Source organism: Corallococcus sp. AB045, assembly GCF_003668895.1.
GTDB classification, from domain to species: Bacteria; Myxococcota; Myxococcia; order Myxococcales; family Myxococcaceae; genus Corallococcus; species Corallococcus coralloides.
Genome location: NZ_RAWN01000024.1, coordinates 28778 through 44659, shown reverse-complemented (window position 1 = coordinate 44659; position 15882 = coordinate 28778). Strand labels below are relative to the sequence as shown.

General features: G+C 69.3%; 17 protein-coding genes. 9 read left to right on the top strand and 8 right to left on the bottom strand.

What is annotated here, in order from left to right; translation table 11 throughout:
* The first annotated feature begins 10 nt into the window (after window positions 1-10).
* Entirely contained in the window at window positions 11-610 is a 600-nt protein-coding gene (locus tag D7Y21_RS08490; RefSeq protein WP_121712426.1) for a hypothetical protein, read from the top strand.
* 58 nt (window positions 611-668) lie between these two features.
* On the opposite strand, the gene D7Y21_RS08485 is transcribed toward D7Y21_RS08490, so the two are convergent.
* The 4 genes from D7Y21_RS08485 to D7Y21_RS08470 all read right to left on the bottom strand — a co-directional run bounded on the left by D7Y21_RS08485 (window position 669) and on the right by D7Y21_RS08470 (window position 4577).
* Window positions 669-1031: a cupin domain-containing protein gene (locus tag D7Y21_RS08485; RefSeq protein WP_014397344.1), complete on the bottom strand. Its 363-nt coding sequence runs from the start codon at window positions 1029-1031 to the stop codon at window positions 669-671.
* 29 nt (window positions 1032-1060) lie between these two features.
* Window positions 1061-1984: an SPOR domain-containing protein gene (locus D7Y21_RS08480; protein WP_120566163.1), complete on the bottom strand. Its 924-nt coding sequence runs from the start codon at window positions 1982-1984 to the stop codon at window positions 1061-1063.
* Window positions 1985-2171: 187 nt separating this feature from the next.
* Window positions 2172-3218: a tRNA 2-thiouridine(34) synthase MnmA gene (gene mnmA, locus D7Y21_RS08475; RefSeq protein ID WP_120566164.1), complete on the bottom strand. Its 1047-nt coding sequence runs from the start codon at window positions 3216-3218 to the stop codon at window positions 2172-2174.
* Window positions 3219-3311: 93 nt separating this feature from the next.
* Entirely contained in the window at window positions 3312-4577 is a 1266-nt protein-coding gene (locus tag D7Y21_RS08470) for a CCA tRNA nucleotidyltransferase (protein ID WP_121712424.1), read from the bottom strand.
* Between the two features lie 219 nt (window positions 4578-4796).
* On the opposite strand from D7Y21_RS08470, the gene D7Y21_RS08465 reads away from it, so the two are divergent.
* Window positions 4797-5186, top strand: coding sequence for a hypothetical protein (locus D7Y21_RS08465; protein WP_120566166.1), 390 nt, complete (start codon window positions 4797-4799; stop codon window positions 5184-5186).
* A gap of 71 nt (window positions 5187-5257) precedes the next feature.
* Entirely contained in the window at window positions 5258-5680 is a 423-nt protein-coding gene (locus D7Y21_RS08460; RefSeq protein WP_120566167.1) for a DUF4326 domain-containing protein, read from the top strand.
* Here D7Y21_RS08460 and D7Y21_RS08455 read toward each other — a convergent pair whose 3' ends face one another.
* Window positions 5681-6727 (bottom strand): alpha/beta hydrolase, encoded by a 1047-nt coding sequence (locus tag D7Y21_RS08455; RefSeq protein ID WP_120566168.1) that lies wholly within the window; start codon window positions 6725-6727, stop codon window positions 5681-5683.
* 136 nt (window positions 6728-6863) lie between these two features.
* Here D7Y21_RS08455 and D7Y21_RS08450 point away from each other — a divergent pair, with 136 nt between their 5' ends.
* The 4 genes from D7Y21_RS08450 (at window position 6864) to D7Y21_RS08435 (ending at window position 11170) form a co-directional block, all read left to right on the top strand.
* The gene (locus tag D7Y21_RS08450) at window positions 6864-8189 is read left to right on the top strand and encodes a glycoside hydrolase family 16 protein (protein WP_158627257.1); all 1326 of its coding nucleotides are present in this window, start codon (window positions 6864-6866) and stop codon (window positions 8187-8189) included.
* Window positions 8190-8236: 47 nt separating this feature from the next.
* A complete protein-coding gene (locus tag D7Y21_RS08445; protein ID WP_121712420.1) occupies window positions 8237-8857 on the top strand; it encodes a DUF1877 family protein in 621 nt (206 codons plus the stop codon).
* Window positions 8858-9087: 230 nt separating this feature from the next.
* Entirely contained in the window at window positions 9088-10407 is a 1320-nt protein-coding gene (locus D7Y21_RS08440) for a kelch repeat-containing protein (protein WP_158627256.1), read from the top strand.
* Window positions 10408-10486: 79 nt separating this feature from the next.
* Window positions 10487-11170, top strand: a complete 684-nt coding sequence (locus D7Y21_RS08435) for a tyrosine-protein phosphatase (protein ID WP_120566172.1) — start codon at window positions 10487-10489, stop codon at window positions 11168-11170.
* A 46-nt stretch (window positions 11171-11216) separates the two neighbouring features.
* Here the strand turns inward: D7Y21_RS08435 and D7Y21_RS08430 are convergent, their stop codons facing one another.
* Window positions 11217-11513: a hypothetical protein gene (locus D7Y21_RS08430; RefSeq protein ID WP_121712416.1), complete on the bottom strand. Its 297-nt coding sequence runs from the start codon at window positions 11511-11513 to the stop codon at window positions 11217-11219.
* 289 nt (window positions 11514-11802) lie between these two features.
* Between D7Y21_RS08430 and D7Y21_RS08425 the strand changes: the two genes are divergently transcribed.
* Window positions 11803-12792 (top strand): aldo/keto reductase, encoded by a 990-nt coding sequence (locus D7Y21_RS08425; protein ID WP_121712414.1) that lies wholly within the window; start codon window positions 11803-11805, stop codon window positions 12790-12792.
* 7 nt (window positions 12793-12799) lie between these two features.
* Here the strand turns inward: D7Y21_RS08425 and D7Y21_RS08420 are convergent, their stop codons facing one another.
* Both D7Y21_RS08420 and D7Y21_RS08415 read right to left on the bottom strand, forming a co-directional pair.
* A complete protein-coding gene (locus tag D7Y21_RS08420) occupies window positions 12800-13705 on the bottom strand; it encodes a LysR family transcriptional regulator (RefSeq protein ID WP_121712412.1) in 906 nt (301 codons plus the stop codon).
* An 81-nt stretch (window positions 13706-13786) separates the two neighbouring features.
* Entirely contained in the window at window positions 13787-14692 is a 906-nt protein-coding gene (locus D7Y21_RS08415; RefSeq protein WP_121712411.1) for a LysR family transcriptional regulator, read from the bottom strand.
* A 146-nt stretch (window positions 14693-14838) separates the two neighbouring features.
* Here D7Y21_RS08415 and D7Y21_RS08410 point away from each other — a divergent pair, with 146 nt between their 5' ends.
* On the top strand, window positions 14839-15882 hold the full coding sequence (locus D7Y21_RS08410) for an NAD(P)-dependent alcohol dehydrogenase (protein WP_121712409.1): 1044 nt from the start codon (window positions 14839-14841) through the stop codon (window positions 15880-15882).

Here is a 15882-nt window from a genome sequence, read left to right as displayed (position 1 = left end):
GGGAGGCACCTTGGCTTCTAGCAACCGTTTGATTTTCCTGGGCTTCCTGGTTGCGGGCGCGCTCACGGGCTGCGCCTCCCAGAAGGCCGCGGAGGTCCCTGACGCAGCGCGCAAGCGTCCCGAGGCGGAGGGCGTCCGGGGGAAACAGGACCCGGGGGAGACGGTCACGGAGTTGGACGCCAACGGCGATGGCCGCACGGACGTCTGGGAGTACCGGCTCAAGGACGCGCTGGTGCGCAAGGAGCTGGACCTGAACTGGGACGGCCGGGTGGACGTCACCCAGTACCTGGATCCGCAGGGCGCGAAGGTCCGCGAGGTGATGGACCTGGACTACGACGGCAAGGTGGACGCCACGTACCACTACGCCGAGGGCAAGCGCACGAAGGGCGAGCGCGACCTGAACGGCGACGGCCGCGCGGACTCGTGGCTGTACTACGAGAACGACACGCTCGTGCGGAAGGAGCGCGACGCGAACCACGACGGCCGGGGGGACTACTGGGAGTACTGGGAGAACGGCCAGGTGGATCGCATTGGCGAGGACCTGGACGGCGACGGCACCGTGGACCAGTGGACCCGCAATCCGAACGCGGCGGCGAAGTCCAAGGAGTGACGTCGAAGGCCCGGCCGGCGCACCGTGACGGCGCGCCAGCGGGCTTCACAGCGGGGAACTACGGGGCGCTGGTGCCCGTGCGCCCGTAGGAGTCCTCCAGGCGCACCACGTCATTCAGCTCGGGGGTGCTGACCTCGAGGATGTCGCAGTCGGTGATGGCGACCATGCGGTGCTTGGTCAGCGGCTTGATGTGGTAGCTCTCACCGGGGTTCATCTCCTTCTCGATGAGGCCCTGGCCCTCGTCCACGACGAAGAGGAGCTTGCCGCTCTGGACGTGGATGGTCTCGTCCTTCACGTTGTGGAACTGGAGGCTCAGCTTGTGGCCGGCCTTCACGTGCAGGAGCTTGCCCACGTAGCGCTCCGTGTGGGCCCAGATGAGCTCGTGGCCCCAGGGCTTCTCCACCCGCTTCGTCGTCGTCATTTGCTTCGTCTCTTCCTTGCCCAGCAGCGCTAGTTCGTGCCGGCCACGTACGCGTCGAGCTGGGTCTCGCGCTTGAAGTCCGTCAGGTACCGACCCGCGGCTTCCTTGCTGGCGAAGCTGCCCATCCGGACGCGGTACCAGGTGCCCTTTCCAGGCACCTCCGCCGCCAGGATATAGGGGGCATAGCCCTTGTCGCGCAACCGCGCGGCGAAACGGTCGGCGTCCTGGCGGCTCTGGAAGGCGGAGAGCTGGAGCGTGAACGCCCCACCCTTCACGGCCTCCGACGGACGCGGCGGCTCCGCGGGCAGCGCCTGGGCCCGGGCGATGGCCTCCTTCATGCCCCCGTCACGCGCGGCGGTGCGGGTGGCGACCGGCGTCTCCTCCACCTTTCCCTTCACCGGCTCCACGACCTTGGCGGGCTCCGGCTTCGCGGCGGCGACCTTGGCGGGCTCCGCGGGCTTGGGCTCCGGCTTCACGAGCGGCTTGCCGTTGGCGATGGCGTCCTCCTCGGCGGCGTCCATCGCGGGCAGCTCGCCCGTGTCGGGGTCCGGCGTGGGGGCCAGGGCGGGCTTCGCGGCGACCTTGGGGGCCTCCGCGGGCTTGGGCTCCGGCTTCACTTCGGGCTTCGCGGCGACCTTGGGGGCCTCCGGCTTCGCGGCGGGCTTGGGCAGCGGCGGCAGGGGCTCCGAGCCCGTCTTGCGGGTGAGCTCGTCCGGGAAGGTGAGCGGCGGCTCCTGGCGCGCGTCGTTGAGGACCTGCGCGTTGGCGTCCAGCGCGGAGAGCAGGTCCGGGGCTTCGGCCGTCTGCGCGTCGCTGGAGAGCTTCTTGCCCACCACCACGCCCAGCACGAACACGGCGCCCATCACGACGATGCCGGCGATCAACAGGCTGACGATCTGCCGGTTGTCCAGCGAGACGTCGAACTTCTCCTTCATCCGATGGGCGTCACGCATGGCGGGGCAGACCTCGATCGCGCGCTCACGGCCCGTGTAACGGCCTGTAGCGACAGCGTGCGCGCAAGCTACGCCCCACCCCCAGGCGGGTCAAATTCGCGGAGGCAGCGGGAAGCAGCGGCGCGCGCGAGGCCGGAAGTCCGGCCCCGGCTGCATCAAGGGACGACGCAGGACGCGCCGGGTGGGCTCAGACGATCCACCCGCCGCCGAGCACGCGATCCCGATCGTAGACGACCGCGGCCTGCCCCGGCGTGACGGCGCGCGCGGGCTCGTCGAGCTTCACGGACACCAGCCCGTGCTGCGAGATGTGGATCCGCCCCGGGGCGCCCGCGTGGCGGTGACGGATCCGGACCTCCACGGCCTGTTCGGGCGGAGGCGGACCGTCCACCCAGTGCGGCTGGAGCAGGCCGAACTGCGCGCGGCCGGTGCCCTCCGCGGGGCCCACGACGACGCGGTTCGTCTCCGGCTCCAGGCGCTGCACGTAGCGCACTTCGCCACCGCCCAGGTTGAGCCCCTTGCGCTGCCCCACGGTGAAGCGGTGGATGCCGTTGTGCGTGCCCAGCACCTTGCCCTCCGGATCCACGACCTCACCGGACGGCTGGGGGCCGGCGACCTTCTCCACGAACCCGGCGTAGTCACCGTCGGGCACGAAGCAGATCTCCATGCTCTCCGGCTTGTGGGTGGTGGGCAGGTTGTGGCGCTCGGCGACGGCGCGCACCTCCGGCTTGGTGAGGTGGCCCACGGGGAAGAGCACGTCCTTCAGCTCCTCCTGGCCCAGGGTGAAGAGGAAGTAGCTCTGGTCCTTGGCGGCGTCCACGGCGCGGCGCAGGTGGAAGCGTCCGTCCACCTCCTCCACCTGGGCGTAGTGGCCCGTGGCGAGCCGGGCGCCCAGGGCGCGCGCGCGCTTGAGGAGGAAGTTGAACTTCACGTCGCGGTTGCAGCTCACGCACGGGATGGGCGTCTTGCCGCCCAGGTACGACTGGACGAACGGATTGACGACCCGGTCCTGGAAGATCTCCTCGGCGTTGGCCACGTAGAACGGGATGCCCAGCGTCTGGGCCACCGCGCGGGCGTCGTCGATGTCGTCCGGACTGCAGCAGCTGCCGCACTTCGCGGCGCCCTCGTAGGACCAGACGCGCAGGGTGATGCCGATGACCTCGTGGCCCTGCTCCTTGAGCAGGGCGGCGGCGGCCGAGGAATCCACCCCACCGCTCATGGCAACGACGACTCGCATGGGGCTCCTTCCTACACGCCCCCGGGCCGGGACGCACGGCCGGATGGTGCTCCAGGCCCCCTTCCCTGCCCTCCGGCCGGGAGGAGGCCCCCTTCAGGAACCGCGCGCCGCCCAGGCCGTGAGCCGGGAGCGCAGCTCGTCGGCGGTGTTGAGCGAGGGGTCGTCGAGCACGGATTCGACAAGGTACCGGGTCGCCTCGCCCACCTTCGGCGAGGGGCCGATGCCCAGCGTCTTCATGATGTCGCCCCCGGTGAGCGCCAGCTCCTTCGCGGACAGCGGAGGCTTCGCGGCGGCCAGCGCCTCCAGCCGCGAGGCCAGCGCCTCCACCGCGGGCAGCCGCTCCGGGGCCCGGACCTGGACGCGGGCCTTCGCCACGGAGAGGAGCGCGGGCAGGTTCGAAAGGCCCACGCGGGCGAGCAGCCGGCGCAGCGCGGGGTCCGCGTCGTCCACGCGTGTCTCCAGCTTCGAGTGCTCGACGAGCAGGCCAATGAGGTCCGCGGACTTGTTGGGGAACTTCAAACGCAGACACAGCTCACGGGCCTGCGTCGCGGTGTCGATGTCCGCGAGCAGCGTGGCCATGCGCAGGTCCGCGTCCAGCGGCGCGGCCTGCACGGCGGCGCGGGCCAGCCGGGCGCCTTCCGCGTCCGCGTGGGCCACCTCCGGCAGGAAGACCTCCATCAGCCCCGTGTCCGCCAGCAGGTGCAGCCCCAGCTCCGCGCGGGGCGACAGGAGCAGCTTGAGCAGCTCCTCGCGCACGCGCTCCAGCGCGACCTTGCGGAAGACGGCCAGGGTCGCGGGGATGGCGTCACGGGTGTCGGGGTCCAGCGTGAAGCCCAGCACGGCGGCGAAGCGCACGGCGCGCAGGGGGCGCAGGCCGTCCTCGGAGAAGCGCTCCTGCGCGGAGCCCACGCAGCGGATCAGCTTCGCGGGCAGGTCCACCTGTCCGCCGAACGGATCCACCAGCTCGCGGTCGAGCGGGTTGTACGCCATGGCATTGATGGTGAAGTCGCGCCGCGACAGGTCCTTCACGATGTCGCGCTCGAAGGACACGGAGCTGGGGCGCCGGCCATCCAGATAGTCCCCTTCCGAACGGAACGTCGTCACCTCCACGTGGTTGCCGCCGGTGACGACCGTGACGGTGCCGTGCTGGATGCCCGTGGGGATGACCTTGCGGAAGGCGCGCTGGACCTCTTCCGGCAGCGCACTGGTGGCCACGTCGAAGTCCTTCGGGTGGACCTTGCGCACCATGTCCCGCACGCAGCCGCCCACCAGATAGGTGGGGTGGCCCAGCTCGCGCAGGCGGGTGATGACTTCGAGCACGGGCTTCGGAACGTCGGCGTCGTGGAGGTTGGCGATCATGTCCGCGAGGGTGGGAGGAGGCGGGCCCGTACGTTGCCGTCTTCCGGCGGGCCTTGCCACTGCGATGGCCCTCGCGAAGACCGGCATACGACAAATGACGTATACGTGGGCAAATGAAAGTCTTCAGGAAACTCCAGCCCACATACCCCGACAATCATTTCAACGCATCACCTACCGCGGGCACGGTCCAACGGGCCGCCGCCCCCAGCGAGGAAAGCCATGTTCAAGGTCACCAGCAACCACACGTTCAAGAACCCCTCCCGCCTGCAAATTGATCAGACGACGCAGGGCAAGAAGAGCGACTACAGCCACGCGGTCAGCGGCGTGAACCAGATGCTCGACAAGGGCAACTTCGGCATCTCCGACCGCTCCAAGAGCAGCGTCATCAACAACGTCATCCAGGTGGAGAAGGGCCAGCGCAGCGAGGTCAACGCGCACCAGCGCGAGGCGCTGAACTTCGGCCGCGACGCCTTCGTGAGCATCAGCAAGGGCCAGTTCAAGCAGGGCGCGGTGGAGGCCCTCGGCTCCGGGCTCAACGCCGCGGCCTCGGGGTTCAAGTCCACGTACACGCCGACGCCGCACGAGAAGCAGGGCATCGACCCCTGGTGACCCCTGCCTGCTGACGGGCCGGGCATCACGCACGGCGACTGGCGGGTGCGTCTGTTAACGATGCAGCCGCCATGTCCGAATCCCGAACCACCGCGGTGCACGTCCACGACGCCTGTGAGGTGTACGTGGGCCGCGCCTTCCGCGCCTGGGCGAAGCCCGGGCCGCTCAACCCCGTGCCCGGCCGCTTCGGCAACCCGTTCAAGCCCGGGGGCGTGAAGACCTGGAAGGCGATGATCCGCACGTACTTCGAGCCGTGGCTGGCGAAGCTGCCCGCGGACGAAGCCGAGCGGATCCGCGACGAGGCCCAGCGGCGCATGGCGCCCGGCCCGGACGCGTTCGAATCCTTCCGCTGGTACCTGGAGCTGCGCACGAAGCACGACGCGGATTTCCTGCGCGACGTGCGGACGTTGCGAGGCAAGCGGCTGGGCTGCTGGTGCAAGCCGGGCCCGTGCCACGCGGACGTGTTGGCTACGTGGCTGGACGCGGGCCAATAGTCAGTGACGCGCGCTCTCCCGCTCGCGGACCTGCGCGGACTGGGACGCGAGCGTCGCTTCCACCTGCCTCCGTGTGCCCAGGGCTTCCGACAGCGTCAGGCAGGCCTGGGCGATGGCATTGCGCGCGGCGAGTGAGTCCGCCAGCGGATCCAGCATCACGAAGTCATGGATCATCCCCTCGTACTGGAGGGCCAGCACGGGGACGCCCGCGTCCACGAGCCTGCGCGCGTAGGCCTGGCCTTCGTCGCGGAGCACGTCGCATTCGCCGTTGAGGATCAGCGCGGGCGGCAGGCCTCGCAGCTGCGCGTCGGTCGCGCGCAGGGGGCTGACCGTGGGCTCCGTGCGGAGGGAGGAGTCTGGGGCGTAGTTGTCCCAGAACCACTGCATGCCGCTCCGGGTGAGGAAGTAGCCGTCCGCGTAGCGCGCGTAGGAACCCGTATCGAACCGGGCATCCGTGACGGGATAGAACAGCACCTGCTGCAGGATGCGCGGACCGCCGCGCTCCTTCGCCAGCAGCGTGAGCGCCGCCGCCAGATTGCCACCCGCGCTGTCCCCCGCCACGGCGATCCGCTGTCCATCCAGATCCGCTTCGCCGCCGTTCTTCGCGACCCACTGGAGCGCGGCGTAGGCCTGTTCGAGCTGAGCGGGGTACTGCCCTTCCGGAGCGGGCGTGTAGTTGATGAACACGACCGCGCACCGGGAGCCCACGGCCAGATCACGGATCAACCGGTCATGCGTGTCTTTATCGCCCAACACCCAGCCGCCGCCGTGGAGGTAGAGCACCACCGGGAGCTTCTCCGACGCGTCCGCGGGCCGCACGATGCGGACGGAGACCTGGCCGTCTGGGCCCACCGGAAGGGAGCGGTCCTCGATGCGGGCCGGCTTCCGCGCGCTCTTTCCCGCCTGCACGCTTCGGAGCACGCCACGCGCCTCCGCGGGAGGCAGGGTTTCGAGCGCGGGCCCGCCCGCTTTCTTCAACTGCTCCAGGAAGGCGCGGGCGTAGGGATCCAAGCCGGAGTCGGAAGGCTGCTTCGTGTCGGTGGGCATGGCGTCTCTCCTCCTGGGCCGAGGATGGCCACGCACGGCAGGAGTGGGAGACGCAGGCACACGGTGGGCTTGTCCGATGCGTCGCGTCTGGTATTTACAGCTATGCAGCTATTTCCAGCTTTTCACGGAGAGTGTCATGAGTGAGTCCGCTGTGCTTCGCAGGCCGCGCTTCCGCACTGCCCTGGCGCTGTTGCTGGCCCTCCCCCTGGCCTCCTCGTGCAGCCCGGAGCAAGGGACCGACACGCCGGTCCAGAGCGAGGCGCCCCTGGCGTCCGTCATCACCAACACGTCCTTCGAGACGAACACCAGCGGCTGGTCCAGTTGGCAGGGAACGCTGACGCGAGAGGCGCGCACCGGAGCGCCGGACGGGCAATACGTCGCGCGCGTCACCGTCAGCGGCGCGGCGACGCTCTACTCGCTGGACGGCGCGCAGAGCGGCATTCCGAACGCGCCGCAAGGGCAGGCGTATACGGCGACGGCCTATGTCGCCGCGGGCAACAGCGGCACGGTGGGCAAGCCCGTCAGCCTCATCCTCCGGGAGAAGAACGCCTCTGGCACGACGTACAAGCTCTTCACGGCGGACGCGACGCTGACGACCGGCTTCCAGCGGATCACGGTCAGCGGCACCGTGGAGCGCGTCGGAGACACGGTGGATGTCTACGTCCTCCAGAACCAGGCGGCGTCCGGCAACGCCATCCTCGTGGATGCCATCACGCTGGAGACGGCGGGAGGCGGCGGCTCGAATCCGTCGGGTGAGCCGATGCCGGTGGGTGACCTCACGGGCTGGCGGCAGGTGTTCACCGACGACTTCACGACCCAGGTGCCCGTGGGCCAGTTCCCTGCGGCGGTGTCGTCGAAGTGGGGCGTGTACCCGGATGGCTGGAAGGACACGAGCAAGAACGGGACGTATTCGCCGTCGAAGGTCGTCAGCATCCAGAACGGCGTGTTGAACAAGTACCTGCACACCGAGAACGGCGTGCACAGGGTCGCTGCGCTGGTACCGAAGATCCCTGGAGCGAACACAGCGGGCGGACTGCCCGCGGGACGCTACGCGATACGCTTCCGGGCGGACGCGGTGCCCGGCTACAAGGTCGCGTGGTTGCTCTGGCCGGACAGCGAGGTGTGGCCGCGCGATGGGGAGATCGACTTCCCGGAGGGCGACCTGAACGGCACCATCTCCGGGTTCATGCACCGGCAGAACGGGACGTCGGGCGGGGATCAGGACGCGGCGTCCTCGAGCGCGCGGTTCACGTCCTGGCACACGGCCATCATCGAATGGACCCCGGGCCGTTGCCGCTTCATCCTCGATGGCACGGTCATCCTGGACAAGACCAGCCGGGTGCCGAACACGACCATGCACTGGGTCATCCAGACGGAGACCGACCTGAGCGGCACGCCGCCGAGCAACAGCGCCGCAGGCAACGTGCAGATCGACTGGGTCGCCGTCTGGGTGCCGAAGTAGCACGGGCCCGCTGAAACAATGGCGGCGGAGCTGCTAGGACGGACCGCATGGGACTCGATGCGAGCTACCAGGCCCTTCCCGGCGGTTCCCCGCTTCTGGATTTGGCGCGGCGGAACACCGGCGTGGGCGGATGGCTGATGTCCGTCACCCGGTTGCTCCGGGCTCCGCGCGAGGAGACCCTGGCTCCGGGCGGTCCGGACTCCGACGAACTCCTGCTCCTGGACGCCGTGCGAGACATGCTGCGCACCCGCCCCGACCTGGCGACGCAACAGGTGGCTCTCGACCGGAGGTGGGATCACCTGCACTTCGTCCTCTCCGACCGCCGCCGGAACGCGCCGGGAACGGAGGACGACTCGCTGGCCGGCATCGCGATCCATGGCGAGGCGAAGATCGCCCCGCACGTGGTTGCGGGTCAGGGCGTGCCCCTGCGCTACACGCGGCCAGAGACAGTGGAGCGGATCGCCCGGATGCTGGAGGCCGTGCGGTTCGACACCCTTCGCGAGCACTTCACCTTCGAAAACCTGAGCCTGGCGAGCGTCTACAAGTGCCCGCGCGAGGATGCCATCAACGAGGCCTGGCAGTGGCTCCACGAGCGCTTCGAGTTCTTCCGGGCCTTCTACGTCACGGCCGCGAAACACGGAGACGGTGTCCTCGTCTGTGTGGACTGAATCCAGCTCAGGACCGGCTTTTCCCGCCTCCTGAGACAAGCCCGGGTGTCTTGAGACACCCGATTTGTGTTCATGTTTCATGGAAGGAATCCAGACACCGCGTGCCATGGTCGCGGACCCATTTTCCGGGAGCCCACATGCGCACCACTTCTTGGATGTCCTTGGCCGTCGTTCCCCTGCTGTTGTGTCTCGCGTGCAGTCCCGAGAGCGAGTTACCCGGGGAGGACGTCGTGTCCTCCCAGGCGTCCGCGCTCGTCGTGTCCGGTGGCTCGATGCTGTCCGCTCGCTACCAGCACACCGCCACGCTGCTCGCCAACGGCAAGGTGCTGTTGGCGGGTGGAGGGACGCCCACGGGCACGTACGCCACCACGGAGCTGTATGACCCGGCGACGGCCACTTCCGTCAGCGGTCCATCGATGATCACCGCGCGCCGCTTTCACACCGCCACGCGGTTGCTGGACGGCAGCGTGCTGGTCGTGGGCGGCATCAACTCGAGCGTGCTCTCGTCCGCCGAGCGCTACGACCCCGCCACGAACACCTGGAGCGCCGCCGCTCCCCTGCCCCGCATCAGCTACGACCACAGCGCCACGCTGCTCGCGGACGGGCGCGTGCTGGTGGTGGGCGGCGTGAGCTACGTCACCTCGACCTATGTCTATACGCCGTCCACGAACACCTGGGCGGCCACCGGCTCGCTCAACGCCGGGATGATGGGCCAGGCCGCGGTGCGGCTCGCGGACGGCCGCGTGCTCGTGGCGGGCGGTGGAAACTTCACGACGTCCTCCAGCAACCACGCGGAGCTCTGGGACCCCACCACGGGGACGTGGACCACCGTCGCGTCGATGAACACGGGCCGCAATGGCCACACCCTGCAACTGCTCTCCAGCGGCAAGGCGCTGGTGACGGGCTACTCCACGGCGGCGGAGCTGTATGACCCGGCCACCAACACCTGGACGAACACCGGCGCCACGTCCGTCCAGCACTTCTCCGCGCCGTCGGTGACGCGGCCGGATGGCACCATCCTGATGGCCGGTGGCTCCTACAACACGATGCAGGTGGAGCTGTTCTCTCCCACCACCAGCACCTGGAGCACGGTGGGAACGCTGACGCAGTCCCGCGTGGCCCACCCCACGGTCGCGCTGCCGAACGGCCGCGTCCTGTTCCTCGGAGGGACGACCTACAACGCCCAGGGCAACATGCAGGCGCTGGCGAGCATCGAGGTCTTCGACTCCGCCGCCACCTGCACCCCGACGACGTGCGCGGCCCAGGGCAAGACCTGCGGAGCCATCTCCGACGGCTGTGGTGGCACCCTCACCTGCGGCACCTGTGGCGCCGGGCAGGTCTGCTCCAGCAGCAACGTCTGTACCGCCGCTGCCTGCACCCACAACGTCTGTACGACGGGCTCGTCGCTGAACAAGGATTGCAACTCCTGCACGTATTCGGTGTGCAACCGCGACCCGTACTGCTGCACCACGGCCTGGGACAGCATCTGCGTCAGCGAGGCCACCTCCTGGTGTGTCATCGCGCAGCCGGGCTGCGTCGTGAGTCAGTAGCCGTCACTTCCGGGTCGGCCTCCGCCGAGTGGAGGCCACCCGGGTTTCCCGATAGGGAAGCGGCTACGCTGCGCCGCGCATGAAGTACACCTTCGTCTTCACCACCGCGGCGGCACTCCTCACCTTCCTGGCGCAGCGGCTCCAGGGCTTCGGCTGGCTGCTGCTGTGGCCCGCGCTGAGCTTCGCGGTCCTGGCGCTCGCCTATGCCGGAGTGGGCGCGAGGGCCTTCGGGAAGCAACCGGACGGACGGATGCGGCCGTGGGCCGTGTTCGCGCTCCTGCCCTACCTGCTGCTCACGTGGGGCACCTGGCATCTGGCGCGGCGTTTCTCCCGGGAGCGAGCCTTTGACGAGGTGGTGCCGGGGGTCCTGGTAGGCCGCCGGCTGCTCCCCGGCGAGCTGCCCTCGGGTGTCACGGCCGTGCTGGACCTGACCTCCGAGTTCATCGAACCGGGAGGCATCCGCGCCGCGGGCCGGTACGTGTCCCTGCCCATCCTGGACGCATCGACGTTGCCCGTGGAGCAGGTAGCACCGGTCCTTCGTGAGCTGGCCGCCCTGCCCGGGCCGCTCTACATCCACTGCGCGCAGGGACATGGGCGCACCGGGATGATCGCCGCCGCGTTTCTCGTGGCGCGGGGGGATGCTCCGGATGCGAAGGCCGCACTCGCTCGGGTGCGTCAGGCACGGCCCGGGGTGCGGCTCTCCGCATTGCAGGAGCGTGCGCTCGACGCGTTGTCGGCGGCTCTCCGTCCCGCAGGCGTCTGAACCGCGAGGCCTGGACACGGCAGGCCCCGCGGGTGATCAGGCTCGCTCAGCTCTCGGCGGACGGAGTCTGCTCCAAGCCCGGATGGGCGGAGTCGCAGACTGGCGCGGTGTCCTCGGACCGCTGGCTCTGCTCCGGGGAGATGGACGCGGTCTCATTGGAAGGCGCGGACGCGGAGCACCATCCCGCCGCCTCACAACTGGTGCGGTAGGTCCCCTCATAACAAGTGTCGAGGCAGTATTCGAAGCAGACCTCATCGCACTGCGGCGGATAGGCAAACGCGGCGCCGGGGGCCACGGCGAGGACGGCGGACACGGCCATCAGGGACTTCCTCAGCGCGTTCATCGGCATTCCTGTTGTGAGGGGAAGGTGCCTGCACGAAACGCAGGCACCCCGGCAGCAGATGCCAGCCATGGAAGGCAATGACAGACGTCCACGCCAGCACCGTCTCCGACTGAACATTCACCTCATCCCCAGGGGCGTGCCCGTGGAAGTCAATCGTGGCAACCCGCGATACCGGGCGCCTCCATTCTCAACCTGCGTTTAACAGCCTGTTGGTCTCCCCGGGTCTAGTCCCCAGCGGCACCGGGCCGTATCTCTCTTCGCACAGCGAAAGCACACGGGAGAGAACACGATGCAGAAGCGCAGACTCGGAAACAGCAACCTGGAGGTCTCGGCCATCGGGCTTGGCTGCATGGGCATGAGCCATGGCTACGGCCCGCCCGCGGACAAGACGGAGATGATGGCCCTCATCCGGTCGGCCGTGGACCAGGGCGTCACCTTCTTCGACACCGCAGAGGTCTACGGCCCCTGGACGAACGAGGCGCTCGTCGGTGAGGCCCTCGCCCCGGTTCGCGGGCAGGTGGTCATCGCCACGAAGTTCGGCTTCAAGCTGAGCGCCGATGGCAAGCAGGAGGGCCTGGACAGCCGGCCCGAGCACATCAAGCAGGTCGCCGAGGCCTCCCTCAAGCGGCTCAAGACCGACGTGATCGACCTGTTCTACCAGCACCGCGTGGACCCGGACGTGCCCATCGAGGACGTCGCGGGCGCGGTGAAGGATCTCATCCAGGCAGGCAAGGTCCGGCACTTCGGCCTGTCCGAAGCGGGCGCGAAGACGATCCGCCGCGCGCACGCGGTCCAGCCGGTCACCGCCCTCCAGAGTGAATACTCCCTGTGGTGGCGTGAACCGGAGAAGGAGATCCTCCCGACCCTCGAAGAGCTGGGCATCGGGTTCGTGCCGTTCAGCCCCCTGGGCAAGGGTTTCCTGACGGGCAAGTTGCCCGACGCCTCCCAGCTCGACAAGAACGACTTCCGCAACATCCTTCCGCGCTTCACGCCCGAGGCCCGCGATGCGAACCAGGTCTTCGTCGATCTGCTGGGCAGCGTCGCGGCCCGGAAGAAGGTGACGCCAGCGCAGCTCGCGCTCGCCTGGGTCCTGGCGCGCAAGCCGTGGATGGTCCCCATCCCGGGCACCACGAAGCCGCACCGGCTGGAGGAGAACCTCGGCGCGGCCCGGGTGGAGCTGACGGTGGACGAGGTCCGTGACCTCACGGATGCCGCCTCGAAGCTCACGGCGCAGGGAGCCCGCTACCCCGAGGCCCTGGAGAAGATGACCGGCCGCTGATCCGCCTTCACACGGCCTTCAGCGCCAGCTCCCGCGCCGCTTCGACGAAGAGTCGCAGCGGCGCGGAGCGCTGCGCACGGCTGGGGTAGTAGAGGAAGAAACCGGGCACTGTGGGCGCGTAGGCCTCCAACACCCGCACGAGCCGTCCCGTGCGCAACCGCTCCGCCACCGCGGGCTCCATGGCATACGCCAGCCCCAGGCCCTGCTCCGCCAGGTCCAACGTCAGGTGATTGTCACTGCTGACCACGCCCCCGCGCACTGGAACACGCCAGTTCCTGCGGCCCCGCTCCAGCTCCCATGCGTAGAGCGCCCCGGTGGAGCGCATGCGGAACGTGATGCACTCATGCTTCAGCAGGTCCTCCGGGCGCTGGGGCGTCCCGTGGCGCTCCAGGTAGCTGGGGGCGCCCACCACCACGAAGCGGAACGCCTCCGTGAGCCGCACCTGCACCATGTCGCGCTCGATGGATTCGCTCAACCGCACACCCGCGTCGTAGCCCTCCGCCACGATGTCCACGAAGCGCTCCTCGATGACGACCTCCACCTCGATGCGTGGATGACGCGCGCGAAAGGTGGGGACCACCGGGGTGATGATGTAGGGCACCGCCGCCCGCGGCACGGACAGCCGGACCCGGCCCACCGTCTCTCCCGGCTGCGCGGCCACCTCCCCGAGCGCGGCGATCGCCTGCCCCATCGCGGGTCCCGCGGTCTCCACGAGCCGCCTGCCCGCGTCCGTCAACGCCACGCTGCGCGTCGTGCGGGTGAGCAACACCACGCGCAGCTGCTCCTCCAGCTGCCGCACCGAATGACTCACGGCCGCCGTGGAGACGCCCAGCTCGCGCGCCGCGCCGCTGAAGCTGCTCAGGCGCGCCACGACGAGGAACACCTGGAGCTGGGTGAAGGGTGCCGTATTCATTCGCGAGGACCCTCTTGGGCTTCACTGTTCAGCACGCGCCGCGAGGCTAGGGCCTCCCCCGCGCGGAGTCACCCCACCCGCTCACACGGCCTTGGCCGCCAGCTCCCGGGCCGCCTCGGCGAAGAGGCGCAGCGGCACCGAGCGCTGCGCACGGCTGGGGTAGTAGAGGAAGAAGCCGGGCACGGTGGGCGCGTAGGCCTCCAGCACCCGCACGAGCTTCCCGGTGCGCAGCCGCTCCTCCACGGCCGGCTCGAAGGCATAGGCCAGCCCCACGCCTTGCTCCGCCAGGGTCGAGGGCAGATGGATGTCATTGGTGACGACGCCCCCGCGTACCGGCACCCGCCAGTTCTTGCGTCCGCGCTCCAGCTCCCACGGGTAGAGCGTTCCGGTCGTCTGCGAACGGAAGGTGATGCACTCGTGCTTCAGCAGGTCCTCGGGACGCTGGGGCGTGCCGTGGCGCGCGAGGTAGCCCGGCGACCCCACCACCACGAAGCGGAACGCCTCCGTGAGCCGCACCTGCACCATGTCGCGCTGGATGGACTCGCTCAGCCGCACGCCCGCGTCGTAGCCCTCCTCGACGATGTCCACGAAACGGTCCTCGATGACGACCTCCACCTCCACGCGTGGGTGTCGTGCACGGAAGGTGGGGACCACCGGCGTGATGACGTAGGGCACCGCCGCCGTCAGCACCGTCAGCCGGACCCGGCCCACGGCCTCTCCGGGCTGCGCGGACACCTCGCGGAGCGTGGCCAGCGTCTGCCCCACCGCCGGGCCTGCTCCCTCCACGAGCCGCCGGCCCACGTCCGTCAGCGCCACACTGCGCGTGGTACGCGTGAGCAGCACCACCCGCAGCTGCTCCTCCAGCTGCCGCACCGCCTGACTCACCGCGGCCGTGGAGACGCCCAGCTCGCGCGCCGCGCCGCTGAAGCTGCGCAGCCGGGCCACGGCGAGGAAGACCTGTAACTGCGTGAAGGGCGCCGTATTCATTCGCGGGGACCGTATCCGAAGCCACTGTTAAGCACGCGTTAAGAGCCTATTGGCTCCTCGCGCGTAGTCATCCACGGGGCTGGCGCGTATCTCTCTTCCCACGTGAACGGGGCTCACCGGCCCCACTGCTCCTGGAGAGAAGATACATGCCTACCGCCAACGCCTACGCCGCCACCTCCGCGAAGTCACCGCTCGGCCCCCTGGCCATCCAGCGCCGGGAGCTTGGCCCGCGCGACGTGCTCATCGAGATCAAGTACTGCGGCATCTGCCACTCCGACATCCACACCGTCCGCGGCGAGTGGGGCGAGACGACCTACCCCATCGTCCCCGGCCATGAGATCGCCGGCATCGTCACCAGCGTCGGCGCCCAGGTGAAGAAGCACGCCGTCGGCGACCGCGTCGGCGTGGGCTGCATGGTGGACTCCTGCGGCGACTGCTCGTCCTGCCGCAAGGGGGAGGAGCAGCACTGCCTCAAGGGCATGGTCGGCACCTACGGCGCCACCGGGCGGGACGGCCAGTTCACGCAGGGCGGCTACTCCACCCACATCGTCGTGACCGAGGACTTCGTCCTCAAGATCCCCGAGGGCATCTCGCTCGACGCCGCCGCGCCGCTCCTGTGCGCGGGCATCACGACGTACTCGCCGCTGCGCCGCTGGGGCGCGGGCCCCGGCAAGAAGGTGGCCATCGTGGGCCTGGGCGGCCTGGGGCACATGGGCGTGAAGTTCGCTCGCGCGATGGGCGCGGAGGTGACCGTCCTGTCGCAGTCGCTGAGCAAGAAGGAGGACGGCCTGCGGCTGGGCGCGCACCACTACCACGCCACCAAGGATCCGGAGACGTTCCGGAAGCTCGCGGGCACGTTCGATCTCATCGTGAACACGGTGAGCGCGAAGATCGACGTGGACGCCTACCTGTCCCTGCTGGCCCTGGACGGAGCCCTGGTCAACGTGGGCGCCCCCTCCGAGCCGCTCTCCCTCAACGTGTTCTCGTTGATCATGCCCCGCCGGGTGTTCACCGGCTCGCTCATCGGCGGCATCCCGCAGACGCAGGAGATGTTGGACTTCTGCGCGAAGCACCACATCGGCGCGGACATCGAGGTCATCCCCGCCAGCAAGATCAACGACGCCTACGAGCGGGTCCTCGCCTCCGACGTCCGGTACCGGTTCGTCATCGACACGTCGACGCTGAAGTAG